The 23,493-nt window shown below is 69.9% G+C and carries 19 protein-coding genes; 11 read left to right on the top strand and 8 right to left on the bottom strand.

Annotation, left to right across the window (positions count from 1 at the left end):
* Window positions 1–62: 62 nt before the first annotated feature.
* Both BM145_RS13080 and metH read left to right on the top strand, forming a co-directional pair.
* On the top strand, window positions 63–1,109 hold the full coding sequence (locus BM145_RS13080) for a homocysteine S-methyltransferase family protein (protein WP_093334094.1): 1,047 nt from the start codon (window positions 63–65) through the stop codon (window positions 1,107–1,109).
* Window positions 1,110–1,263: 154 nt separating this feature from the next.
* Window positions 1,264–3,936: a methionine synthase gene (metH, locus tag BM145_RS13075; protein ID WP_093334150.1), complete on the top strand. Its 2,673-nt coding sequence runs from the start codon at window positions 1,264–1,266 to the stop codon at window positions 3,934–3,936.
* A gap of 2 nt (window positions 3,937–3,938) precedes the next feature.
* Here metH and BM145_RS13070 read toward each other — a convergent pair whose 3' ends face one another.
* Complete coding sequence (locus BM145_RS13070) at window positions 3,939–5,045, bottom strand: acetyltransferase domain-containing protein (protein WP_342741816.1); 1,107 nt, start codon at window positions 5,043–5,045, stop codon at window positions 3,939–3,941.
* Window positions 5,046–5,179: 134 nt separating this feature from the next.
* On the opposite strand from BM145_RS13070, the gene BM145_RS13065 reads away from it, so the two are divergent.
* On the top strand, window positions 5,180–7,267 hold the full coding sequence (locus tag BM145_RS13065; RefSeq protein WP_245739332.1) for a TonB-dependent siderophore receptor: 2,088 nt from the start codon (window positions 5,180–5,182) through the stop codon (window positions 7,265–7,267).
* A gap of 53 nt (window positions 7,268–7,320) precedes the next feature.
* On the opposite strand, the gene BM145_RS16100 is transcribed toward BM145_RS13065, so the two are convergent.
* Together BM145_RS16100 and BM145_RS13060 are read right to left on the bottom strand one after the other, a co-directional pair.
* Window positions 7,321–7,479: a LysM peptidoglycan-binding domain-containing protein gene (locus BM145_RS16100; RefSeq protein ID WP_177200209.1), complete on the bottom strand. Its 159-nt coding sequence runs from the start codon at window positions 7,477–7,479 to the stop codon at window positions 7,321–7,323.
* Window positions 7,480–7,767: 288 nt separating this feature from the next.
* Window positions 7,768–9,408: an alkaline phosphatase family protein gene (locus BM145_RS13060; protein ID WP_177200208.1), complete on the bottom strand. Its 1,641-nt coding sequence runs from the start codon at window positions 9,406–9,408 to the stop codon at window positions 7,768–7,770.
* Between the two features lie 297 nt (window positions 9,409–9,705).
* Here BM145_RS13060 and BM145_RS13055 point away from each other — a divergent pair, with 297 nt between their 5' ends.
* The 4 genes from BM145_RS13055 to BM145_RS13040 are packed head-to-tail and all read left to right on the top strand — an operon-like array spanning window position 9,706 to window position 15,015.
* The gene (locus tag BM145_RS13055; protein WP_093334092.1) at window positions 9,706–11,715 is read left to right on the top strand and encodes a protein-disulfide reductase DsbD family protein; all 2,010 of its coding nucleotides are present in this window, start codon (window positions 9,706–9,708) and stop codon (window positions 11,713–11,715) included.
* Window positions 11,716–11,752: 37 nt separating this feature from the next.
* Complete coding sequence (locus BM145_RS13050) at window positions 11,753–13,261, top strand: circularly permuted type 2 ATP-grasp protein (protein ID WP_425441099.1); 1,509 nt, start codon at window positions 11,753–11,755, stop codon at window positions 13,259–13,261.
* Window positions 13,261–14,196, top strand: coding sequence for an alpha-E domain-containing protein (locus tag BM145_RS13045; RefSeq protein WP_093334090.1), 936 nt, complete (start codon window positions 13,261–13,263; stop codon window positions 14,194–14,196). The genes BM145_RS13050 and BM145_RS13045 overlap by 1 nt, the downstream gene beginning before the upstream one ends.
* Window positions 14,197–14,223: 27 nt before the next feature.
* On the top strand, window positions 14,224–15,015 hold the full coding sequence (locus BM145_RS13040; protein ID WP_093334089.1) for a transglutaminase family protein: 792 nt from the start codon (window positions 14,224–14,226) through the stop codon (window positions 15,013–15,015).
* A gap of 3 nt (window positions 15,016–15,018) precedes the next feature.
* Here BM145_RS13040 and BM145_RS13035 read toward each other — a convergent pair whose 3' ends face one another.
* Entirely contained in the window at window positions 15,019–15,798 is a 780-nt protein-coding gene (locus tag BM145_RS13035) for an arginyltransferase (RefSeq protein WP_093334088.1), read from the bottom strand.
* 160 nt (window positions 15,799–15,958) lie between these two features.
* Between BM145_RS13035 and BM145_RS13030 the strand changes: the two genes are divergently transcribed.
* Entirely contained in the window at window positions 15,959–16,207 is a 249-nt protein-coding gene (locus BM145_RS13030) for a hypothetical protein (RefSeq protein ID WP_342741815.1), read from the top strand.
* Window positions 16,208–16,399: 192 nt separating this feature from the next.
* Here the strand turns inward: BM145_RS13030 and BM145_RS13025 are convergent, their stop codons facing one another.
* Window positions 16,400–17,656: a threonine ammonia-lyase gene (locus BM145_RS13025; protein ID WP_093334087.1), complete on the bottom strand. Its 1,257-nt coding sequence runs from the start codon at window positions 17,654–17,656 to the stop codon at window positions 16,400–16,402.
* 57 nt (window positions 17,657–17,713) lie between these two features.
* Between BM145_RS13025 and BM145_RS13020 the strand changes: the two genes are divergently transcribed.
* The 3 genes from BM145_RS13020 to BM145_RS13010 are packed head-to-tail and all read left to right on the top strand — an operon-like array spanning window position 17,714 to window position 20,531.
* A complete protein-coding gene (locus tag BM145_RS13020; RefSeq protein ID WP_245739331.1) occupies window positions 17,714–19,420 on the top strand; it encodes an amidohydrolase in 1,707 nt (568 codons plus the stop codon).
* A 56-nt stretch (window positions 19,421–19,476) separates the two neighbouring features.
* Window positions 19,477–19,665: a helix-hairpin-helix domain-containing protein gene (locus tag BM145_RS13015; RefSeq protein WP_093334085.1), complete on the top strand. Its 189-nt coding sequence runs from the start codon at window positions 19,477–19,479 to the stop codon at window positions 19,663–19,665.
* On the top strand, window positions 19,662–20,531 hold the full coding sequence (locus tag BM145_RS13010) for a type 1 glutamine amidotransferase (RefSeq protein ID WP_093334084.1): 870 nt from the start codon (window positions 19,662–19,664) through the stop codon (window positions 20,529–20,531). Before BM145_RS13015 ends, BM145_RS13010 begins: the two co-directional genes overlap by 4 nt.
* Window positions 20,532–20,690: 159 nt before the next feature.
* On the opposite strand, the gene ctrA is transcribed toward BM145_RS13010, so the two are convergent.
* From ctrA to BM145_RS12995, 3 genes are all read right to left on the bottom strand, one after another.
* Window positions 20,691–21,392, bottom strand: a complete 702-nt coding sequence (ctrA, locus tag BM145_RS13005) for a response regulator transcription factor CtrA (RefSeq protein WP_093334083.1) — start codon at window positions 21,390–21,392, stop codon at window positions 20,691–20,693.
* Between the two features lie 110 nt (window positions 21,393–21,502).
* Window positions 21,503–22,567 (bottom strand): AI-2E family transporter, encoded by a 1,065-nt coding sequence (locus tag BM145_RS13000; protein WP_093334082.1) that lies wholly within the window; start codon window positions 22,565–22,567, stop codon window positions 21,503–21,505.
* Window positions 22,564–23,478: a LysR family transcriptional regulator gene (locus tag BM145_RS12995; RefSeq protein ID WP_093334081.1), complete on the bottom strand. Its 915-nt coding sequence runs from the start codon at window positions 23,476–23,478 to the stop codon at window positions 22,564–22,566. Before BM145_RS12995 ends, BM145_RS13000 begins: the two co-directional genes overlap by 4 nt.
* Window positions 23,479–23,493 lie beyond the last annotated feature (15 nt).

Genomic DNA, 23,493 nt, shown 5'->3' with positions numbered 1-23,493 from the left:
CCCTCCACCACCGCCTCGTGGCGGTCCCCTCCCCGTGAAACGGGGAGGATCGAGGTAGTGACATGACGGCACGTGAACGACTGAATGCCGAGGCGGCGAAGCGCATCCTCATCACCGACGGCGCGTTCGGGACGGAGATCCAGAACTGGAAGCTGTCGGAAGGCGACTATGCCGGCACGCTGACGCTCGGGCACGACCAGAAGGGCAACAACGACATCCTGGCGATCACCAAGCCGGAGGTGCCGGAGACGATCACGCGCGCGTACCTGGATGCGGGGTCGGACATCGTGTCGACCAACACCTTCTCCGCCAACACGATCAGCCAGGCCGATTACGGCGCGGAGAGCCTAGTGCGCGAGATCAACGTCGAGAGCGCGCGGATCGCGCGGGCGCTGGCGGACGAATATGAGGCGAAGGACGGCCGCCCGCGTTTCGTGGCGGGGGCGATCGGGCCGACCAACAAGACGCTGTCGCTGTCGCCGGACGTCAACGATCCCGGCTACCGCGAGATCGACTTCGATTACCTGAAGGGCGTGTACCGGCAGCAGACCGACGCGCTGCTGGAAGGGGGCGCCGACTTCATCCTAATCGAGACGGTGTTCGACACGCTGAACGCCAAGGCGGGCGTGATGGCGGTGCTCGACGCCGCGCACGACTTGGGGCGCGACGTGCCGATCATGTTGTCGATGACGCTGACCGACCTTTCCGGGCGCAACCTGTCCGGCCATACAGTGGAGGCGTTCTGGCATGCGGTGCGGCACGCGCGGCCGGTGACGATCGGGCTCAACTGCTCGTTCGGGGCGGAACAGCTGCGGCCGCACGTGAAGGTGCTGAGCGACATCTGCGACACGCTTATCATGGTGTACCCGAACGCCGGCCTGCCCAACGAGTTGGGCGCGTATGACGAGGCGCCGGCGACGACCGCCGGGCTGGTCGGCGAGTGGGCGCAGGCGGGGCAGGTCAACGTACTGGGCGGCTGCTGCGGCTCGACGCCGGCGCATATCAAGGCGATCGCGGATGGGGTGCGGGGGCTGACGCCGCGCGCGGTGCCGGTGTCGGCGGTGCGAACGCGGCTCGCCGGGTTGGAGCCGTTCACCATGGCGGCGTGACGACGCGCAGACCTCCCCGGAACGGGGAGGGGGACCGCTCGGCAAAGCCGAGTGGTGGAGGGGCAGCCACCGGCGGCGCCCCTCGTGACTGCCCCTCCACCAGCCTGTCGGCTGGTCCCCCTCCCCGTTCCGGGGAGGTATGGAAGAAAGCAAGATGACCAACTCCTCCGCCCAGTTCGTCAATATCGGCGAGCGCACCAACGTCACCGGCTCGGCCGCCTTCAAGAAGATGGTGATGGCGGGCGATTACGCGAAGGCGGTCGAGGTCGCGCGCAGCCAGGTGGAGAACGGCGCGCAGGTGGTCGACGTCAACATGGACGAGGGGCTGCTCGACGCGCACCACGCCATGACGACGTTCCTGAAGCTGATCGCCGCCGAGCCCGACATCGCGCGCGTACCGATCATGATCGACTCGTCCAAATGGGACGTGATCGAGGCGGGGCTGAAGTGCGTCAGCGGCAAGCCGATCGTCAATTCGATCAGCATGAAGGAAGGCGTCGACCAGTTCCTCCATCACGCGCGCAAGTGCATGAACTACGGCGCGGCCGTCGTGGTGATGGCGTTCGACGAGACGGGGCAGGCGGACACCAAGGACCGCAAGGTCGAGATCTGCGCGCGTGCCTACGATCTGCTGATGGAGATCGGCTTCCCGCCGGAGGACATCATCTTCGATCCCAACGTGTTCGCGGTCGCGACCGGGATCGAGGAGCACGACAATTACGGCGTCGACTTCATCGAGGCATGCCGCGAGATCAAGGCGCGCTGCCCGCACGTGCATATCTCGGGCGGGCTGTCGAACCTCTCCTTCTCGTTCCGCGGCAACGAGCCAGTGCGGCGCGCGATGCACTCGGTGTTCCTGTACCATGCCATTCCGGCGGGCATGGACATGGGGATCGTCAACGCCGGCCAGCTCGACGTGTACGACCAGATCGATCCCGAGCTGCGGACCGCGTGCGAGGACGTGATCCTCAACCGCGATCCCCAGGCCGGCGAGCGGCTGGTGGCGCTGGCCGAGAAGTTCCGCGGGACGGACGCGGTGGCGGAGAAGGCGGCGGCGGAGTGGCGCGGGTTCGAGGTGCGCAAGCGGCTCGAATACGCCCTCGTCAAAGGCATCGACATGCACGTCGTCGAGGACACCGAGGAGATGCGCCTGGCGATGGACCGCCCGATCGAGGTGATCGAGGGACCGCTGATGGACGGCATGAACGTCGTCGGCGACCTGTTCGGATCGGGCAAGATGTTCCTGCCGCAGGTGGTGAAGTCGGCGCGGGTGATGAAGAAGGCGGTCGCCCACCTGCTGCCCTTCATCGAGGCGGCCAAGGAGCCCGGCGCCAAGGGCAAGGGCAAGATCGTGATGGCGACCGTGAAGGGCGACGTGCACGATATCGGCAAGAACATCGTCGGCGTCGTGCTCCAGTGCAACGGCTTCGACGTGGTCGATCTCGGCGTCATGGTGCCGTGGTCGAAAATCCTGAAAGCGGCGAACGAGAACGACGCCGACATGATCGGTCTGTCGGGCCTCATCACGCCCTCGCTCGACGAGATGGTGACGGTGGCGGAGGAGATGAAGCGGGCCGGCATGACCATGCCGCTGCTGATTGGCGGCGCGACCACCTCGAAGGTCCATACGGCGCTGCGCATCTCGCCCGCTTATGACGGCCCGATCGTCCACGTGCTCGACGCATCCCGCGCGGTCGGCGTGGCGACGACGCTGGTTTCCGACACGGGGCGCGACGCGTACGTGGCGGGCGTCGCCGCCGATTACGAGGCGGTGCGAATCGCGCGCGAGGGCAAGGGGCAGAACAATCTCCTGCCGCTGGCGACCGCACGCGAGCGTGGGTTCGTGGCGGACATGGCGTTCAAGGCGCCCGCGCCCGCGAAGCCCGGCGTCCACGTGTTCGACGATTGGGATCTGAACGACCTGCGCCAGTATATCGACTGGACGCCCTTCTTCCGCGCCTGGGAGCTGGCGGGCAATTTTCCCGCCATCCTGACCGACGAGGTGGTGGGCGAGAGCGCGAGCGGCCTCTACGCCGACGCGCAAGCGATGCTCGACACGATCGTCGCGGAGAAATGGCTGACGGCGCGCGGCGTCGCCGGCCTGTGGCCATGCCATCGCAGCGGCGACGACGTGTTCGTGACGACCGCGCATTCGGCCGATCATCGCAGTCCTGACGGCGCATCGGTGCCCGAGGGGATCAGCGTCCCCGACCTCGACCGCACCAACGAAGGCAGCGTCCGCCTGCCGTTCCTACGCCAGCAGATCGCCAAGCGCGAGGGGCGGGCGAACATGTGCCTGGCCGATTTCATCGATCCCGCCGGCGACTGGATGGGCGGCTTCGCGGTCGGCATCCACGGCATCGACCCGCACATCGCGCGCTTCAAGGCGAACCACGACGATTACAACGACATCCTGCTGAAGGCGCTGGCCGACCGGCTGGCGGAGGCGTTCGCCGAGGCGCTGCACCGGCATGTCCGCCGCGAGTTGTGGGGCTATTCGCCCGACGAGCAGCTGACCAACGAGGCGTTGATCCGCGAGCAGTATCGCGGCATCCGCCCCGCGCCGGGCTACCCCGCGTGTCCGGAGCATTCGCTCAAGCTGCCGTTGTTCGCGATGCTGGATGCCGAGGCGAACACCGGCCTGACGCTGACCGACAGCTTCGCGATGCTGCCGACGGCGGCGGTGTCCGGCTTCTATTTCGGCCATGCGCAGGCGGAATATTTCGGCGTGGCGCGCATCGGCACCGACCAGATGGAGGAGTACGCCACCCGGCGCGGCGTCGACGTGCGTCAGGCCGAGCGGTGGCTGCGCCCCAATCTCGACTGAGATCAGAAGTAGCGCAGCCACCGTTGGTCGCTCGTCCGCTTCAGCGCGGCGAAGCGGCGGCAGGCGAACCAGCAGGGGACCGCGACCGCCGCGGCCAATAGCCAGATCGCCCATACGCCGGGCACGCTGACCCACCCGCTGGTGCCGCTGAACGCGCCGACCAAGCGGTTGATGCCGTGCAGCAGGTAGATGTGGAGCAGGTAGAAGAAGAGGGGGGCGCCGCCGAACACTGCGAGCGTCGTCACGAGACGCCGTTGGCCGCGCTCCATGCCCGCCAGCAGCAGCGCGCCGAGACCCAGCGTCGCCAGCAGGAAATCGGCCGACGGCGGATATTTGGTCAGGTTCAGCACGCTCATCGCCGTCGCCAGCGGCGTGTCGCCGATCTGCCACGCCCGCGGCTCGCCGTAGCCGTTGATGCTGCGCAGCACGACGAACCCCAGCAGTGAGACCAGTCCGGTCGCGACCAGCAGGCGCTCGCGGCGCGCGGGCTCCACGGTGCGCGCGAACCAGGGGCCGATCGCGTAACCGAGCGCGATGACTCCGATCCATGGCAGCAGCGGATAGGAGGTGCGCAACCGCCCGCCCCAGGGCAGGTCCATCATGGTGCGATCATGCAAGATCGCCCAGGGCACGTAGCCGGCGTCGCCGGGGGCGAACGCCACCGGGTCGAGCAGGTTGTGGCCCAGCATGATCGCCGATCCGACCGCGATCAGGACCGACCGGGGCAGATGCACCAGTGCGGCCAGGACGATCATCGACACCCCGATGGCCCAGATCACCTGGAGATAGACGATGTCCGGCGTCGGATCGAACGACCAGGCGAAGCTGACCAATGTCAGTTCCAGTACGACCAGGAACAGCCCGCGCTTGAACAGGAACGCGGACGCCGCGGCCGTGCCGCCATGGGCCGTGCCGTACAGCCAGGCCGACAGGCCGGTGAGCGCCACGAACACCGGTGCGCACAGGTGCGACGTCAGGCGCGTGAAGAACAGCGCGGGACCGGTCACGTCCAGATCCATCGGGTCGGCTACCTGCGCGTGGTAGAAGAACAATTCGCGCGTGTGATCGACCAGCATCAGCAGCATGACCAGCCCGCGCAGACCGTCGATCGAGACGATGCGGGACGAAGCGGGTGTCGCGGCGCGCGGACGCGTAGAGGGCAGGGGCGGGGCAGACGAGAGGGTTGACAGCAGTGATCTCCTTTCGCAAGGCGATGTTACATTGTATCAGGAATTGCAACCTCGTGCGTATCTGCGTTCTGACGGCGGCCTTGTCGTCCGCGATCCTTCTCGTCTGCCCGGCCGTCGCCAGGACCGTTCCTGACGGCCCGGCGCCCGTCGTCGACGCCGATAGCGAGGCGGCGGGCGAGATCGTCGTCCTCGGCACCCGCCGCACGGATGCCGACGCGACGATCTCGTCCGATCCGGTGACGGAGCAGATGTCGCAGTCGAGCCGCTCGATCGAGCGCGACCTGCTGACGGCGGCGGGCACCTATCGGCTGGCCGACGCGCTGGAACTGGTCTCGGGCGTCAGCAACCAGAACAATCGCGGCGGCGTGATGGACAATTTCGCGATTCGCGGCTTCCTCGGCACGCCCGACGGCGGCGCGGAATATTACGTCGACGGCTTTCTCGCCAACCGCGGCATGGCGCCGCCGCGCGATCCGGCAACGGCGGAGCGGATCGAGCTGCTGAAAGGGCCCGCGGGGGCGCTGTTCGGCGACATCGACCCCGCCGGCCGGGTCAACATCGTGTCGAAGACGCCCGACTTCGCCCCCGCGGCGAGCGCGACCTTCACCTACGGCAGTTTCGACACGCGCCGGGTAGAGCTGGACGCGACCGGGCCGCTGTCGGACACGTTGGCGGGAAGGATCGTCGTCGCGGCGGAGGACTCCGACGGGTGGCGCGACTTCGTGGGGCTGAAGCGGCGCACCGTCTCGCCCTCCCTTCGCTGGCGACCGCGCGAGGGCGTGCAACTGACCTATCTGGCCGAGTTCAGCCGCTTCGACGCGCCGTTCGACCGCGGCGTGCCGGCGATCGACGGCGACGCCAACGGTGCCCCGCGCCGCGCCTTCTACGGCGAGCCGAACGACGGCGTCACCCGCTTCCGCAACGAGCGGCATCAGCTGACCGGCCTCGCCGAACTGGGTGGCGGCTGGACGCTGAACGGCGGGATCGCGTGGCGGACGGGGACGCTGAAGGGCTTCTCGTCCGATGCCGCGCGGCTGGTCGGCGGGCGCACGCTGTGGCGTCAGCGCCGCTCGCGCGACTTCGCGGTCGACGACCTGTCGGCGCGGCTTGAACTGTCCGGCCGGATCGGCGCGCACCGGCCCAGCATCGGCGTGAAGGGCTATCGTCTCGATTACGGGGAGCGGTGGCTGCGGCGCAATCCGACCGCCGCCGCGCCCTACGCGATCGACGTGTTCGCTCCCGTCTACGGCCAGACGCCGCCCGTGCTGCTGCCCTTCACCAACAATGACGAGCGGCGCTGGTCTGGGACGATCTACGTCCAGGATATGTGGGACGTGACCGAGCGGCTGACGCTGTCGGGCGGCGCGCGGCTCGATGCCTATCGCCAGCGCATCCGCAACAACCGCACGGGGCTGACCAGCCGCACGATCGACGAGCCGGTGACCTTCCGCGTCGGTGGCCGATACCAGGCGACCGACGCGATCGCGCTGCACGCGAATTGGGGCGAGAACCTCGTGCTCAACTCGGGCACTGACCGGGCGGGGGAGGGCTTCGCGCCGGAGACGGGCAAGGGCTATGAGGTCGGGGTCGCGGGCCGCTGGCCGGGGATCGATGTGGCGGTCACCTGGTTCGACATCCGCAAGCGCGGCATCCTGACCAACGATCCGGTCGATCCGAACTTCCTGGCCCCCGTCGGCCGGTTGCGCAGCCGCGGGATCGAGGCGGACGCGTCGGTGCGGCTCGCCTCGCACTGGCAATTGGTCGGCAATTACAGCTGGACGCACGCGCGCACCGACGACCGCACCTTCGTCACCTCCCGCGTGCTCGACGTGCCCGCGCACAGCGGCACGCTGTTCGTCCTCGGCCGCTTCCTCGACGACGCAGGCCGGGGTCCGTCGATCAGCGGCGGCGTGGCCTATGTCGGCGACCGGGCGGGGGCGGTGGACGCCAGCGGGCTGGTGCTGCCCGACTATGTCAAGGTGAAGGCGGCGGCCGAATACGCCTTCTCGCCGCGCGTGAGCGCGCGGCTGGAGGCGGATAACCTGCTCGATGCGCGCTACGCGCAGAGCTCATACAGTCCGGTGTGGATCTATCCCGGTCAGCCGCGCACGATCCGCGCGTCGCTGCGCCTTACCTATTGAAGGCCGTCGTGCGGTACGTTTCCGGTAGGAGCTGCTGCGCAGCGATCGCCGTATCAGTCGTGCTGACCCAGGCCCTTTCGTCTGATCGCGAAGATGTCGTCCGCGCGGGTTTTGTCACCCAGCCGGCTGCGCGTGATCGGCCACAGCGACTCGCCCGGTAGCACCATGTGAGTGGATGCGTCTGCCGATTTGGTCTCGACGGGCACGAACACGTTTCTTTGCGCCTCAATTGCCGCGACCGAACAAGTCGGACGTGGCGTGGGCGAGCGGGATACGATCGCTGCGGATGCGTCTACTGCCGACGGCGGAATGTCCGTCTGTCGAGCGATGGCGGGGGGCGCTATGCGCGGTCGGCACGGTAGCGCTTTCGCCTAAGCTCCTCGCCTTTATTCAACCCGGCGGAGGCCGGGGCCCTCGTTGGATAACCTTCCGAGTTACTTACAACGCCCTTCCTACCTGGACCCGGGCATCTGCCGGGCAAGCGATTCGTAAGAAGCCCGTCACCGCCGGCATGTATCGCCCGGACTCGGGTCGAGATCGAGGCAGCGGCCGTCCTGGCCGGAGACCGGCAGTCCGATCGTCGCGGCGAGGGTCGGCATGATGTCCACCGTTTCCACTGACAGCGGCTGCTCGAACCCCGGCATTCCCTTGCGCCAGAACAGGATCGGCACGCGGCGATCATAGTCCCAGGGCGAGCCGTGCGTCTCGACATAGCCAGGGCCGGGCGCCTCGATCGTGCTGACGCGCGGTTTCAGCAGCACCAGCAGGTCGCCCGACCGGTCGGGATCGTGGCTGGCGCGCGCGCGCTCCAGCAGCGTCCACGTCTCCGGCGGGGTGGTCGGCATCGGCGTGGCGCGGATCTCGGCGGCGGTGAGGGCCGCGGCGACCTGCGGCATCGCGCGGTAACGGCGCTGCGCCTCCGCCAGCACGCGGGCGCGGACGGGCGCGGGCAGGTCGCGGTCGACGTAGATGTCGCTCTCCGCGCCCAACAGCACCGGACCCTTCACCCCCAGGTCGCGGCCGATGGCGGCGCCGATTGCCTTGGTCTGCAGCTCGGGCGCGACGTGCGCCTCCATCGGCATCGCGCGCTGCTGCTGCCGCTCGGTCGCGTCATGGGCGCCGTGGTCGGCGGTCAGCATCACCTCATAGTCGATCCCCGATCGGTCGAGCACGTCGAAGAAGCCGGCGAGCGCCTGGTCCAGCTCGCTCATCTGGCTGCACATCTCGGCCCCTTGCGTGCCGAGCGAATGGCCGACGTAATCGGTCGCGGATAGCCCCACTGCGATCAGGTCGGTCTGCGGGCCTTGCCCCAGCTTCATGTCCCCGATCAGCCCCGCCGCCATCGCCAGCACCGCCGCGTCGGCGGCCGGCGAGGCGCGGAACGCCTTCAGGTCGCCGGCCGCCCGCGCGAAGCGGCCCTGGCCGACCACCAGGCCGTCGGCGATCCGGGTCGGGCGGTCGGCGGGTCTGCACCAGCCGGGCAGCGGCAGCGCCTGCTGCGGGCGGGCGACCAGCGCCGCCACCGCGTCGCGCGTGCGCTGCACCACCGGCGGCACGGCGCGGCCGGCATAGGAGACGTAGGTCTTGCCGTCCCACCACCACAGCTCGTCGACCTTGTGGCCGCCCATCATCACCGCGGCGCGATCCTTGCCGGCGACGGAGACGACGCGGGTGCGCGGGTCGGCGGCCTTCATCCGCTCGCCCAGCGTCGGCACCTTGAGATGCTTGTCCGACACGGTGTAGCTGTCGTGCAGCGATCCGGGGACGCTCTCGTCCTCCGCGCAGTAGACGATCTTGTCGGGCCGGCCGGCGCGCTGGTCGATCCAGTTGTTGGCGACGATGCCGGTGCGCGCGGGGCGATAGCCGGTCAGGATGGTCGAGTGGCCGGGGCAGGTCTCGGTCGCCGCGTGGCTCTGGTAGCCGCTGGGGAACACCGCCCCGGTCTGCAGCCGGGCCAGGCCGCCGGTGAAATGCGCGCGATACTGCGCGAACAGGTCGGCGGAGAACTGGTCGACCGAGATGGCGACGATCAGCGTCGGGCGGCTGGTCGGCGCGCGGGTGGTCGCCGGGGCGGCCGTCTGCGCGAGCGTGGGCGAGGCGATCAGTGCGGCCGCGGCGAGGAACAGAGCTTTCACGGGCATCCTTGATGCATGGGGCGAGTGCGGCTGCTATGCGCCGCCATTGTGACAGACTCAACGCAGGCGGGACGGCCCTTCACCTCTCGGCCGTTATCCCTGATCCGTTCCGGGGTTCACCCATCCGCGAGGGTCGGCGCGGAGGCCTTTCGCGGCGCTTTTGGGGACGAGTGGGGCGTGATGGGTGCTACATTCCTTTTCGTACCCCGGCGAAGGCCGGGGCCCAGTTGGGCAACGGTGGCGAGCGATCACGACATGCATCCCACCTGGGCCCCGGCCTTCGCCGGGGTACGAACAAGGGGAATGGCACAGCTCACGGCGTTGGTGCGGCTCCTCCTGTTATTCTTGTTCACCACGCTCGCCCCCGCGACCGCCCAGGCCGCGCCGCATCTCGCCATGCGGCTGGTGGCGGAGAGCAGCGCCCCCCGTGCCGGATCGACCGTGTCGGTGGCGATCGACACGCGGCCGGCGGCGGGGTGGCACGGCTATTGGTCCAATCCGGGCGATGCCGGTTTCCCGGCGCAGTTAGGCTGGACGCTGCCGTCGGGCATGACGGCGGGTACGCCCGACTGGCCGGTGCCGGAGACGCTGATCGTCGCCGGGCTGATGAACTACGTGTACGAGCGGCCCTACGCGCCGATCGTCGACTTGCGGGTGCCGGCAGGGCTGGCGGCGGGCACGCGGCTGCCGGTGCGGGTCAAGCTCGCCTATCTGGTCTGCACGCGCGAGATCTGCGTGCCGGAGGAGCAGGTGCTGACGACCGAGCTCGTCGTCGGCGACGGCAGCGTGCGGCCGGAGACCAAGGCCGCGTTCGATCGCTGGCGGCGCGCGATCCCCCGGCCGCTCGGCTCGCCCGCCACCTTCGCGCGCGGCGACGGCGGCGTGCTGCGGGTGAGCATCCCCTATCCCGCCGACGCCGCGCTGGCCGAGCCCTACCTGTTCCCCGCCGCGACCGGCTCGATCGAGCCGGCGGCGCCGCAGGCGGTGACCCGCGACGGCGACCGGCTGGTGGTGCAGACCCGTGGCGCCCCCGCCGGGCCGTTCGCCGCGGTGCTGCGGATCGGCCCGGACCAGGGACTGGCGATCCGCGCGGCGCCCGGCGCGGTCGCGGGCACGCGGGGCGGGGAGGGCTGGGCGATCGCGGCGCTGGTCGCCTTCGCCGGCGCGGTGCTCGGCGGCCTGATCCTCAACGTCATGCCCTGCGTTTTCCCGATCCTCAGCCTCAAGGCGCTCAGCCTGGCGCGGTCGGGCGCCGACGGTCCGGGGGGCGAGCGCGAGGCGCGGGTCGAGGCACTGGCCTATACCGGCGGCGTGGTGGCGGTGTGCCTCGCGCTCGGCGGTGCTATCCTGACGTTGCGCGCGGGCGGATCGGCGGTCGGCTGGGCATTCCAGTTGCAGGACCCGCGCATGATCCTAGTGCTGCTGGTGCTGTCGGTCGCGATCTCGCTGAACCTGTCGGGCCTGTTCGAGGTGCCGATGCCGCGCTTCGCCGGCAGCGGCGGCGCGGGCGGCGCCTTCGCGACGGGCGCGCTGGCCGCCTTCGTCGCGACGCCGTGCTCCGGCCCGTTCATGGGCGCGGCGCTGGGTGCGGCGCTGGTCCTGCCCTGGCCCGCGGCGCTGGCGGTGTTCGCGGGGCTCGGCCTCGGCCTGGCGCTGCCGTTCCTGCTGCTCGGCTTCGTGCCCGCACTGCGGCGGCGCCTGCCCCGGCCGGGCGCGTGGATGGACCGCGTGCGCCGCGTGCTGGCGGTGCCGATGTGGCTGACGGCGCTCGGCCTCGCCTGGCTGCTCGGGCGACAGGCGGGGGTGGAGGGGATGACGGTCGGCCTGGCCGCCGCGCTGGTCGCCGGGTTCGCGCTGTGGATCGGTGGACGGCGCCAGCGCTCGGGCCTGGGCCTGGGATGGACCGCGCTGCTGCTGCTGGCGAGCCTAAGCGGCGCGGGGCTGGTGGGCCGGCAAGCCCCTGCAACGCTGCCGGCGGCGAACGGCGAGCCGTTCAGCGAGGCGCGCCTCGCCGCCCTGCGCGTGGAGGGACGGCCGGTGTTCGCTTATTTCACCGCCGACTGGTGCCTGTCGTGCAAGGTCAACGAGAAGGCGGCGATCGAGCGCGCGAGCGTGCGCGAGGCCTGGGCGAGGAACAAGGTGGCGGTGCTGGTCGGCGACTGGACCGACGGCGATCCGGTGCTCGGCCGTTTCATCGAGGCGCACAACCGGGCCGGGGTGCCGCTCTACCTCTACTACGCGCCGGGCGCCTCGACGCCGCGCGTGTTGCCGCAAGTGCTGACGCCGGGGATGCTGGAGGCGCTGGCGCGCTGATTTGCCGCTTGTGCGGTGCAGCGGATCGGTTAGCCTCATGCCCATGCGGCAAGCGTTCGACGAGATCATGGGGGCAGGCGAGGGCGGGCCTCCCCGCGCGGAACTCGCCGCACTCTCCCGCTGGATCGAAACCACGCCCGCCGACGAGCTGCGCCGGCGCCAGCAGGCCGCGGAGGCGACGTTCCGCCAGCTCGGCATCACCTTCGCCGTCTATGGCGAGAGCGACGCGGCGGAGCGGATCATCCCCTTCGACATCGTGCCGCGCGTGTTCCTGCCCGGCGAGTGGGCGCGCCTGTCCGAAGGGCTGGTGCAGCGGGTGGAGGCGATCAACGCCTTTCTGCACGACATCTACGGCGAGCGCCGCATCCTGGCCGAGGGCGTGCTGCCCGCCGACCTCGTCCTCGGCAATCCGCAGTTCCGGCCGGAGATCGCGGGGATGCGGCCGCCGCACGACATCTGGGCGCATATCTGCGGCATCGACCTGGTCCGCACCGGCCCCGACGATTTCTTCGTACTGGAGGACAATGCCCGCACGCCCTCGGGCGTCAGCTACATGCTGGAGAATCGCGAGGCGATGCTGCGGCTGTGCCCGGAGCTGTTCCGCCGCTTCCGCGTCGCCGCCGTCGACAGCTATCCCGATCGCCTGCTGGAGACGATGAAGTCGGTCGCGCCGCACGGCGTGTCGCAGCCGGTGTGCGTGCTGCTGACGCCCGGCCATTACAATTCCGCTTATTACGAGCACAGCTTCCTAGCCGATTCGATGGGGATTGAATTGGTCGAGGGAGCCGACCTGGTCGTCGACGACGACATCGTCTGGATGCGGACGATCGCCGGCCGCGTGAAGGTGGACGTGATCTACCGCCGCATCGACGACGATTTCCTCGACCCGCTCGTGTTCCGGCCCGACTCGGCGCTGGGGGTGCCTGGCCTGATCGCCGCCTATGCCGCGGGCAACGTCGCCATCCTCAACGCGCCGGGCAACGGCATCGCCGACGACAAGGCGATCTACAGCTACATGCCCGAGATCGTCCGCTTCTACTCCGGCGGCGATGCCAAGCTGCCCAACGTCGAGACGTGGCGCTGCCGCGAGCCGCAGGCGCTCGCCTACACGCTCGACCATCTGGACGAACTGGTGGTGAAGCTGGTCGACGGGTCCGGCGGCTACGGCATGCTGGTCGGTCCCACCGCCAGCAAGGCGGAGATCGAGGCGTTCCGCGCCGCGCTGATCGCCGAGCCTCACCGCTACATCGCCCAGCCCACGCTCGCTTTGTCAACGGTGCCGACCATGGCGGACCAGGGGCTGGCGCCGCGCCACGTCGATTTCCGGCCGTTCGTCCTGTCGGGCCGGCGCGGGGTGCAGGTGGTGCCCGGCGGCCTGACCCGCGTCGCGCTGAAGGAAGGATCGCTGGTCGTGAACTCCAGCCAGGGCGGCGGCACCAAGGACAGTTTCGTGCTGATGGACGATCAGCCCGGCGCCGCGCAGCAGATGCGGACGGACGTGATGACGCAGACGCTGGGCGCGATGACGCAGGAGACGCGGTCCTGATGCTCAGCCGCACCGCCTCGTCGCTCTACTGGCTGGGTCGCTATTTCGAGCGGGCCGACTTCATCGCTAGGCTGGTCGAGGCCACCGTGCGCCTCGACGTGCTATCGCCGCGCCCGGCCGGCGAGGCGGCCTGGACCAGCGCGCTGACCGTCACCGAGACCGACGCCGCCTTCGCCGCCGAGGGAACCAAGTTCCACCGGCGCGAGGTCGCCCGCTTCCTCACCGTCGATGCCGGCCACCCCGGATCGATCGTCCGCTGCATCGGCATGGCGCGCAGCAACGCGCGCGCTGTCCGCACCGCGCTGACGCGCGAGGCGTGGACCGCGATCAATCGCGCCTGGCTGTTGTTCGAGGGACGCCCCGCCGCGAGCGACGCGGGCGCGGTGCTGGGCATCGTCGAGGCGGTACAGAACGAGGCGCGCGGTTTCGAAGGCGCGGTGCACCGGATGCTGCGCAACCAGACGACGTGGTTCGTGCGGCTCGGCCAGGCGGTGGAGCGGTCGGACAACACGGCGCGGCTGCTCGACGTTAAATACCATCTGCTGCTGCCCGAGCACGAGCGGGTCGGCGGCGTCGTCGATCGCGACCAGTGGACGACGATCCTGCAGACGGTGTCTGCGGTCACCGCCTATCGCTGGCTCTACTCGGACGGGCTGACGCCGGCCAACGTCATCGACCTCCTGATCGCGCGGAGTGAACTGCCGCGCAGCCTGGTCGCGTCGGCGCAGGAGACGGTGGACGTGCTGGCGCTGCTCGCGCGGCGGACGGGCCAGCACGGCGAGGCCGACCGCATGGCACGCAATCGCGCCAACCGCATGGCCAAGACCCGGTCGGGCGAGGTGATCGCGTCCGGCCTGCACGAGTTCCTGCGCTCGTTCATCGACGAGAATGCGCTGCTCCACGGCGCGATCGGGCGACAGTTCAAGTTCGGATAGGGTTCGACCGGGGGAGAGGGATCGACGATGCGACTGTTGATCGAGCACCGCACGACGTTTCGCTTCCCCGAACCGCAGCCGCGCCTCATCCAGATGCTGCGCGTGACGCCGCAGAACAACCACGACCAGACGGTCGTCGCCTGGCGGATCGACGTCGATCGCGACGTCCGCATGCGCGAGGATTGCGACGGTTGGGGCAACGCGGTGACCATGTTGTACGTCGACGGGCCGCTCGACGGCATCGAGATCGCCGTCTCGGGCGAGGTGGTGACGAGCGAGTCCGGTGGCGTCCTGCACGGCGTACGCGAGCGATTCCCGCCCACGCTGTTCCTGCGCGACACAACCGCGACCGCGCGCGATCCGGCGATCGCGCTCTGGGCAGGCGAGGTCGCGCGCGGCGCGGACCGGTTGGCCGACCTGCACCGTCTCAACGCCGCACTGGGTGAGCGCATCGCGATCGACCCGCACCGCGCCGGCGTGGAGCTGGCTGCCGGCGAGGCGTGGCAGCAGGAGCGGGCGACGGCGGGCGAGATCGCGCAGCTTTTCGTCGCGGCGGCCCGCTCGCTCGGCACGCCGGCGCGCTACGTCTCCGGCTACGGCCTGATCGGGGGCGAGCGTGCCCCGCAACCGCACGGCTGGGCGGAGGCGCATGTCGACGGCATCGGCTGGATCGGCTTCGATCCTGTCACCCGCCTGTCGCCGCAGGATCGACACGTCCGCGTCGCGGTGGCGCTCGACGCGGCGGGTGCCGCGCCGATCGCGGGATCGCGGCTCGGCCCCGCGGTGGAGGTGCTGACGATAGACGCTTCGGCGGCCTGAGGTTCAGGCGGCGTCGATCCGGGTCGGGGGCGTGGGAGCGATCTCCTCGGCGGCCAGGCGGCGCCAGCCCGCCGGGCCCAGCACCTCGATCGGGCGATAGCGCGTCTTGTACGCCATGCGCGCCGATCCCTTCACCCAATATCCCAAATAGACGAAGGCCAGCTTGGCATCGCGCGCCCGCGTGATGTGATCGAGGATGATGAAATTGCCCAGGCCCGCCCGACCGCCATCCTCCTCCGGCTCGAAGAAGCTGTAGATCATCGACAGCCCGTCCGCCTGCCGGTCGGTCAGGCAGGCACCGACCAGCCGGCCGCGGCGGCCGTTCGTGGACGGTTCGCGATATTCGACGATCAGCGAGTTGACCGGCGAATGCTCGATCATGTCGGCGTAATCGTCCTCGTCCATTCCGGCCATGCCGCCGCCCGGATGGCGGGCGGCGAGATAGCGGCGCAGCAGCTGAAACTGCTCGTCGGTCGCCCAGGCGCGGCACGCGGTGACCTCCAGGTCGCCCTGGCGGCGCATCAGCTTGCGCTGGGTGGCGTTGGCGACGAACTCGTGCGTCACCACCCGCACGGACACGCAGGCGGTGCAGCCCGCGCATGACGGGCGATAGGCGACGCCCTGGCTGCGGCGAAAGCCGATCCGCCCCAGCGCGTCGTTCAGTTCGGCCGCGTGCGGGCCGGTCAGCTCGGTGAATACCTTCCGCTCCTGCCGCCCGGGCAGATAGGGACAGGGCGAGGGACTGGTGACGAAGAAGCGCGGAAATCGGAAAGGCGCGGTCACCGCGGGCAGGTCCTCTGAAGAAGTGGTGTGTCTCTATGATGTGTTGCGTTGCGGCTGCAAAGCGTCTTTACCACGAAACTCGAATCAGGCAGACGTTGGTCTGCGGATACAATCGTGATATTGCCGCGTTGCAGTATTGCGTAAGAAAGGGAGAAAATTCATGAAGCGTATGTCCACCATTGCCGCCGCGCTCGCGGCCACCTCGCTCGTCGCGGCCCCCGCGATGGCCGCCCCCACCAACGCTGCCTCGTCGCTGTCGGTCGCCAAGGCGCGCGCCTCGGCCCCGACCGCCAAGGGCGAGAAGCTGGGCGGCGGTGGCGGCGCCATCCTGGGTCTGGCGATCGCCGCCGGCGTCGCTGCCATCGCGATCATCGCGGCGGTGCAGAACGACGATTCGGACAGCAACTGATCTTCTGATCGGTTGATCCGGTCGGATCGACGAGGGGTCGGCGCCACGCGGTGCCGACCCCTTTTTCGTGGGTGAGGCTGAGCGATACCGACGTTCGGCGTAGAAGGGTGATCCGGCCTAGCGAAGTTGAACGCCGCTACAACCGGGCAAGATTACGCTTACCGACAGCGCAGGCCGCAACGCCGACCCGAGCTACGCCAGTTCCACCGTGGTCGTCTCGTACCCCGCCTCGCGCAGCGCCGCGACCAGCCGGTCGAGATGCGCACGGTCACGCGCCTCGCACTCGATGTCGGTGATGAGGCCCTTGGCCGGGAGCGTGGTGAAGACGCGCTGGTGATACACCTCGATGATGTTGATCCGCTGCGCGTCGAAGATGCGCGCGACGTTGAACAGCGCGCCCGGCTGGTCCTGCAAGCGGATGCGCAGCCGCGCCAGCCGCCCCGACCGGGCGAGGTCGCGCAGCAGCACGTTGGCGAGCAGCCGCGTGTCGATGTTGCCGCCGCACAGCACCACGCCCACGGTCCGGCCCGCGAACCGGCCGGGATGCGCGAGCAGCGCCGCCATGCCCGCGGCACCCGCGCCCTCCACCACCGTCTTCTCGATCTGGAGCAGCAGCGACACCGCCTCTTCCAGGCTGCGTTCGGACACCAGCAGGATGTCGTCGACCAGCGCGCGCACCATGGTCGAGGTGATGCCGCCCGGCTCCTTGACCGCGATGCCCTCGGCCAGCGTGTCGCCCGCGCACGGCATGTGGGTGCCGTTGACGCGGTTGTACATTGACGGGAACAGCTCCGCCTCGACGCCGACGACCTCGACCGGCGTGGGCCAGGCGCGCGCCACCGTCGCCATGCCGGAGATCAGGCCGCCGCCGCCGATCGGCGTCACGAAGGTGTCGATCGCGGGCACGTCCTCCAGCATCTCCAGCGCGGTGGTGCCCGCACCCGCGATGATGCGCGAATCGTCGAACGGGTGCACGAAGGTCAGCCCGCGCTCGGCCTCCAGCACGCGCGCATGGGCGTAGGCGGCGTCGAACGTGTCGCCTTCCAGCACCACGTTCGCACCATGCCCTTCGGTCTGCACGACCTTCACCGTCGGCGTGTTGCGCGGCATCACGATAGTGGAGGGGATGCCGAGTCGCGTCGCGTGAAACGCCAGCCCCTGCGCGTGGTTGCCGGCCGACGCGGCGATCACGCCCTTGGCGCGCGCCGCGTCCGACAGCTGGAGCAGCGTGTTGAGCGCGCCGCGCTCCTTGTAGGCAGCGGTGAACTGCAGGTTCTCGAACTTCAGGAACACGGTGGCGCCGGTCAGGTCGCTCAACGTCCGGCTGACCAGCGTCGGCGTGCGAACGATCTGGTCGCTGATCCGCGCGTGCGCGGCGCGCACGTCGTCGATGCTGACCGGAAGTGTGGCCGGGAGCGCGGAGGCGGCGGGTTTGATCTGCGTTGCCATAGCGTGCCGCGATAGACCGTCTGGCGTGAGGGGGGAACACCCCCTATGCGCGCCGGCATGGCAAGAACGGTTCACTGCTTGTCCGCCGCCGCGGCGACCCTGCTCGCGCTGTCGCCGGCCCCTGCGGTCGCCGACGCGATCGTCGACAACGTTCGCGGCGTCACGCTCGACGCGGACGGACGCGTGGTGCGGTTCCGCGCAATCGTGCTCGACAAGGACGGCAAGGTCGTGCGTTTGGTCAAGCCTGACGAGAAGGAGCCGGAGCCGCCCCGCGTCAAGCGTCGCAAGAACGATCCGCCGCCGCAGCCGCGCTACACGTGGCGCGCCGACCTGGGCGGCCGGGTGGTGATGCCGGGCTTCGTCGACGCGCACGGCCACGTGATCGAGCTCGGTTTCCGCCAGCTGGAACTCGACCTGTCGGGCACCCGCTCGCTTGCCGAGGCGCAGGCCAAAATCAGGGCCTATGCGGCGGCCAATCCGGATCGCAAGTGGATCGTCGGCGGCGGCTGGAACCAGGAGAGCTGGGGCCTGGGCCGGTTCCCAACCGCGGCCGATCTGGACGCGGCGGTGGCCGACCGGCCGGTCTATCTCGCCCGTGCCGACGGTCATGCCAGCTGGGCCAATTCGGCCGCGATGCGCGAGGCGGGGGTGACGGCGAAGACGCTCGCCCCGCCGGGCGGGCGGATCGAGAAGGCCGGGGGCCAGCCGTCGGGCGTGTTCGTCGACGGCGCGCAGGCGCTGGTCGGCCGCGTGGTGCCGCAGCCGCTGCCGAAGGAGCGCGACACCGCCTTCATCAAGGCGCAGGAACAACTGCTCTCGCACGGCATCACCGCCACGGCCGACATGGGCACCAGCATCGACGACTGGCTGACCTATCGCCGGGTCGGCGATCGCGGTGCACTGCGCGTCCGGCTGATGAGCTACGGCAGCGGGATCGAGGACACGATCCGGATCGGCGGCGCGGGGCCGACGCCGTGGCTGTACAACGACCGGCTGAAGCTGGTCGGCGTCAAGCTCTACGGCGACGGCGCGCTGGGCTCGCGCGGTGCGTGGCTGAAGGCGCCCTACGCCGACGCGGCCGGCGAGCGCGGTCTGGCCTTCATGACCGATTCGACGCTGCGCAACCTGATGGTCCGCGCGTCGATGGACGGCTACCAGGTGGCGGTGCACGCGATCGGCGACGCCGCCAACGCGCAGGTGCTGGGCGCGATCGAGGAGATCGCCGACACCTATGGCGGTGACCGGCGCTGGCGGATCGAGCACGCGCAGGTGGTCGATCCGGCCGACCTGCCGCGGTTCGGCAAGCACGGCATCATCGCCTCGATGCAGCCGGTGCACGAGACCAGCGACCGGGTGATGGCGGAGGCGCGGCTGGGCCCGGCGCGGCTGGCGGGCGCCTATGCCTGGGCGTCGATGCTGCGCACCGGCGCCAGGCTAGCCTTCGGGTCCGACTACCCGGTCGAGAGCCCCGATCCGTTCGTCGGCTGGGCCGCCGCCTATACCCGGATCGGCGCCGACGGACAGCCCGCGGGCGGCTGGCAGCCGCAGGAGGTCCTCAGCAAGGAACAGGCCTGGGCGGCGTTCACCAGCGGCGGCGCCTATGCCGGCTTCGCGGAGGACAAGTTCGGCCGGCTCGCCCCCGGGCAGCGCGCCGACTTCATCGTCGTCGACCGCGATCCGACCACCGCCACGCCCGATCTGCTGCGCCAGACGCGGGTGGAGGAAACCTGGGTGAACGGCGAGAAGGTCTGGACCCGCAAGTAGCGGACCCGCGGAACGGACAGGGCGTTGACCGGCGACCCTTCTGCCGGAGACTATTCTTGCCGATCGACCTCAACACCGCCTCCGCAGGGGCGCTCGACGCCGTGCCCGGCCTGCGCGGCCACGGGCCCGAGATCGTCCGTTATCGCGAAGAGCGCGGGCGCTTCACCGACCTGCGCCAGCTCGACGAAGTGCCGGGCCTGTCCGGCAAGGCGGACGACGCCACCCGCGCGGCGCTAGCCATATGAGGTTCCTGATCGTCGAGAGCGAGACGGACGAGGAACGCGACGCGCGCCGCGCCAGTGCGGGCAAGAGTTCGGGGGAAACCTACGCCGCGACGCTCGAGCAGTTGTCGCCCGACTGCACCGTGAAGCTGGCGACCCCCTCCGACGGGCATCACCAGATGATGACGGTGGACGAGCTCGCCGGCTTCGATGCGGTGTTCCTGTCGGGCTCGCCGCTCCATGTCTATTGCGAGACGCCGGAGACGGTGCGGCAGACCGAGTTCATGCGCCGCGTGTTCGCGAGCGGCACGCCGAGCTTCGGATCGTGCGCGGGGCTGCAGGTCGCGTGCGCGGCCGCGGGGGGCACGGTGCGCGCGATGCCGCACCGCGACGAGACCGGCATCGCGCGCGGCATCACCGCGACGGAGGCGGGGCGCAGCCACCCGCTGCTCGCCGGTCGGCCCCCGGCCTGGGATGCGCTCGCCATTCACAGTGACGAGGTGGCGGAACTGCCGGGCGGCGCGACGCTGCTCGCCGGCAATCACGCCGCGCGCGTGCAGGCGGCGGAGATCCGCGTCGGCGACGGCGTGTTCTGGGGTGTGCAATACCATCCCGAACTCGCACCCGGCGAGGTCGCCGCGGCACTGCGGCGGCAGGCCGACAGCCTGGTGGAGGACGGTACGGCGGGGTCGCTCGACGAGGTGGAGGAGCAGGCGGCGCTGTTCGACCGGTTGCACCGCGATCCGCACGATCGGTCGGTGCTGTGGCGGCTGGGGGTAACCGCGGAGGCGGCGCTGGAGGATCGGCGGCGGGTGGAGCTCGCCAACTTCATCGAGCATCTGGTGGTGCCGACACGGGCACGGCGGGGGCGTGACGAGGATCGCCCATAAGCGTCATGCCGGGCTCGTCCCGGCATCCAGGGCCAAGCAGCGTGGCGTTGGTAACCCTGGATGCCGGGACGAGCCCGGCATGACGTACTTGGACAGATGAGAGGTTATGACGGGGAAACCCGGCCTTCGCTGCCGCGATAATGACGGGTTACCTGATTCTCACGCCACCGCGTCGACGGCAACCTCGTCAGGCTCGCGCAGCACGTAGCCGCGGCCCCACACCGTCTCGATGTAGTTCTCGCCGTCGCAAGCCAGGCTGAGCTTCTTGCGCAGCTTGCAGATGAACACGTCGATGATCTTCAGCTCGGGCTCGTCCATGCCGCCGTAGAGATGGTTGAGGAACATCTCCTTGGTCAGGGTCGTACCCTTGCGGAGCGACAGCAGCTCCAGCATCGCGTATTCCTTGCCGGTCAGGTGCACGCGGGCGCTGTCGACTTCCACCGTCTTGGCGTCCAGGTTGACCGCGAGCTTGCCGGTGCGGATCACCGACTGCGAATGGCCCTTGGAACGGCGGACGACGGCCTGGATGCGCGCCACCAGCTCCTCGCGATGGAACGGCTTGGTGACGTAATCGTCGGCGCCGAAGCCGAACGAGCGGACCTTGGAGTCCATCTCGTTGATGCCAGACAGGATCAGCACCGGCGTCGACACGCGCGCGACGCGCAGCTTCTTCAGCACGTCGTACCCGTGCATGTCGGGCAGGTTCAGGTCAAGCAGGATGATGTCGTAATCGTACAGCTTGCCGAGATCCAAGCCCTCTTCGCCCAGATCGGTGGTGTAGACGTTGAACCCCTCGGCGGCGAGCATCAGCTCGATCGCCTTGGCAGTGGTCGGCTCGTCTTCGATCAGCAGCACGCGCATCAGTCAGTCCCCCAGCGGCGGGGCCACGGCATGTCGCTGCGCGGCCGACCCTGATTCATTAACCATCACATCTCTGAACGCAAAAGGTTAATTCGGATTTAACGCCGCGATCAGGATGCGTCCTCGCCCAGGTGGGGATGCTCGGGGCGGGGGATGTCCTCGCCCAGCGTCTCGCGCAGGTAGAGGCTGCGGACCAGCGTGAAGAACACCACCAGCAGTGCCGCCGAGAAGAACAGGCCGAAGATGCCGAATACCACGCCGATGCCGATGATCGCGAACACGGTGATCGCCGGCGGGATGGAGATCACGCGCTGCTGGACATAGGGGGTGATGAAATTGGTCTGGATCAGCCGCATCACCGCGTAGGTGGCGAGCGTGCCGACCACCGGCCCCGTGCCCTGGATCGCGGCCAGGCCGAGCGCCGGGATCATCGCGGCGGTGGGCCCCACATAGGGGATGAACTCCGACAGGCCGGCGAGAAGCCCCAGCGCCGCCGCCGACGGCACGCCCGACAGCCACAGGCCGACGCCGACCAGCACGCCCATCGACGTCATCAGGATCAACGACGAACGCAGCCACAGGCGCAGCACCGTGCCGACGTCCTCCAACGCGTCGGCGACGGCGGGGCGATAGGTCGGCGGCACCAGCAGCAGCAGGCCGCGCCGGTACACGTCCGGGTCACCGGCCAGGAACAGCGCGCCGACCAGCAGCAGGATGGCGTTGAGCAGCATCTCGCCCGCGCCCTCCGCCAGGCCGCCGATGTCCTGCGCGACGCGGCTGCCGGCATAGGCGGCGCGAACGGCGTCCACCACCTTGGCGCCGACCGGCGACTGGCCCGCCCAGGCGGCGAGCTGGTCGATCAGGCCGGGCAGCGCGGTGACCAGCGCATTGACCTGCTGGCGGAACGCGACGCCGAACAGCCATACCAGGAATCCGATTGCGGCGAGCACCGTCGCCATGCCGAGCCCGAGCGCCAGCCGGGGCCGCGCGCCGAAGCGCCGGGCGTAGAGGTCGGCCAGCGCGTGGATCACCGTCGCGCCCAGGATCGCGCCGAACACCAGGATCAGCAGGTCGCTCGCCCGCCAGATCGCCAGCACCACCGCGGCCAGCAGCACCAGCAGCACGGCGCGGCGCAGGAAACGGGCATCGAGCTCGTCTGGGGCGAGACGCCTCACGCGGCGCCTTCCTGTTCGGGCATGGGCTCGCGCAGCCGCTCGACCAGGAAGGCGATCAGCGCCTCGACGCGGGTCGGGCGCAGCGGGCTGGGTGGGGTGAGCAGGTGCAGCGCGGTAGGCGCCGGCGTCCAGTCCGGCAGGATGGCGACCAGTGCGCCGCTGGCCAGATGCGGGCCGATGATGAAATCGGGCAGCCGCGCGATGCCGAGGCCGGCGAGCAGCGCCGGCACCAGTGCGTCGCCCGAATTGGCGGCGAGCGGCCCGCTCGGCCGGAACGACACCTCCGCTTCCCCGTGGCGCCGCAGCCGCCACGGGCCGGACACGTTGGAATAGGTCATCACCCGGTGCTGGCCGAGCGCGGCGGGGCCGTCCGGCGTGCCGTGCGCGGCGAGATAGGCGGGCGCGGCGACGATGAAGGTGGAGACCGGACACAGCGTGCGCGCGCGCAGCGAACTGTCGGCCAGGTCGCCGATCCGCAGCGCCACGTCATACCCTTCCGCGACGATGTCGACGCGCGCGTCCGACAGGTGCAGCTCGATATCGATGCCCGGGTGCTGGCCGAGAAACTCGGCCACCAGCGGCGCCACGTGCGTCACCCCGAAGCTCATCGGCGCGGCCAGGCGGACCCGGCCGGTGGGCGCGGTGGCGGCGTCGCGCGCCGCTTCCTCGGCGGCGTGCGCCTCCGCGACGATGCGGGCGGCATGGTCGGCGAGCGGCCGTCCGGCCTCGGTCAGCGCCAGGCGCCGCGAGGTGCGGTGGAACAGCGACTGGCCGAGATGTGCCTCCAACCGGCTCACCGCCTTGGACACGCTCGCCTTGGACAAGCCGAGCACGTCCGCCGCGCCCGTGAACGAGCGCGCCTCGGCCACCGCGGCGAAGATCGCCCAGGCTTCCAGGTCGGGCAGTCGCATCCTCATCTCCCTATG

It is taken from the genome of Sphingomonas rubra, from assembly GCF_900115745.1.
In the GTDB taxonomy this organism is placed as follows: Bacteria; Pseudomonadota; Alphaproteobacteria; order Sphingomonadales; family Sphingomonadaceae; genus Sphingomonas; species Sphingomonas rubra.
This window is presented reverse-complemented; position numbering and strand designations above follow the sequence as displayed.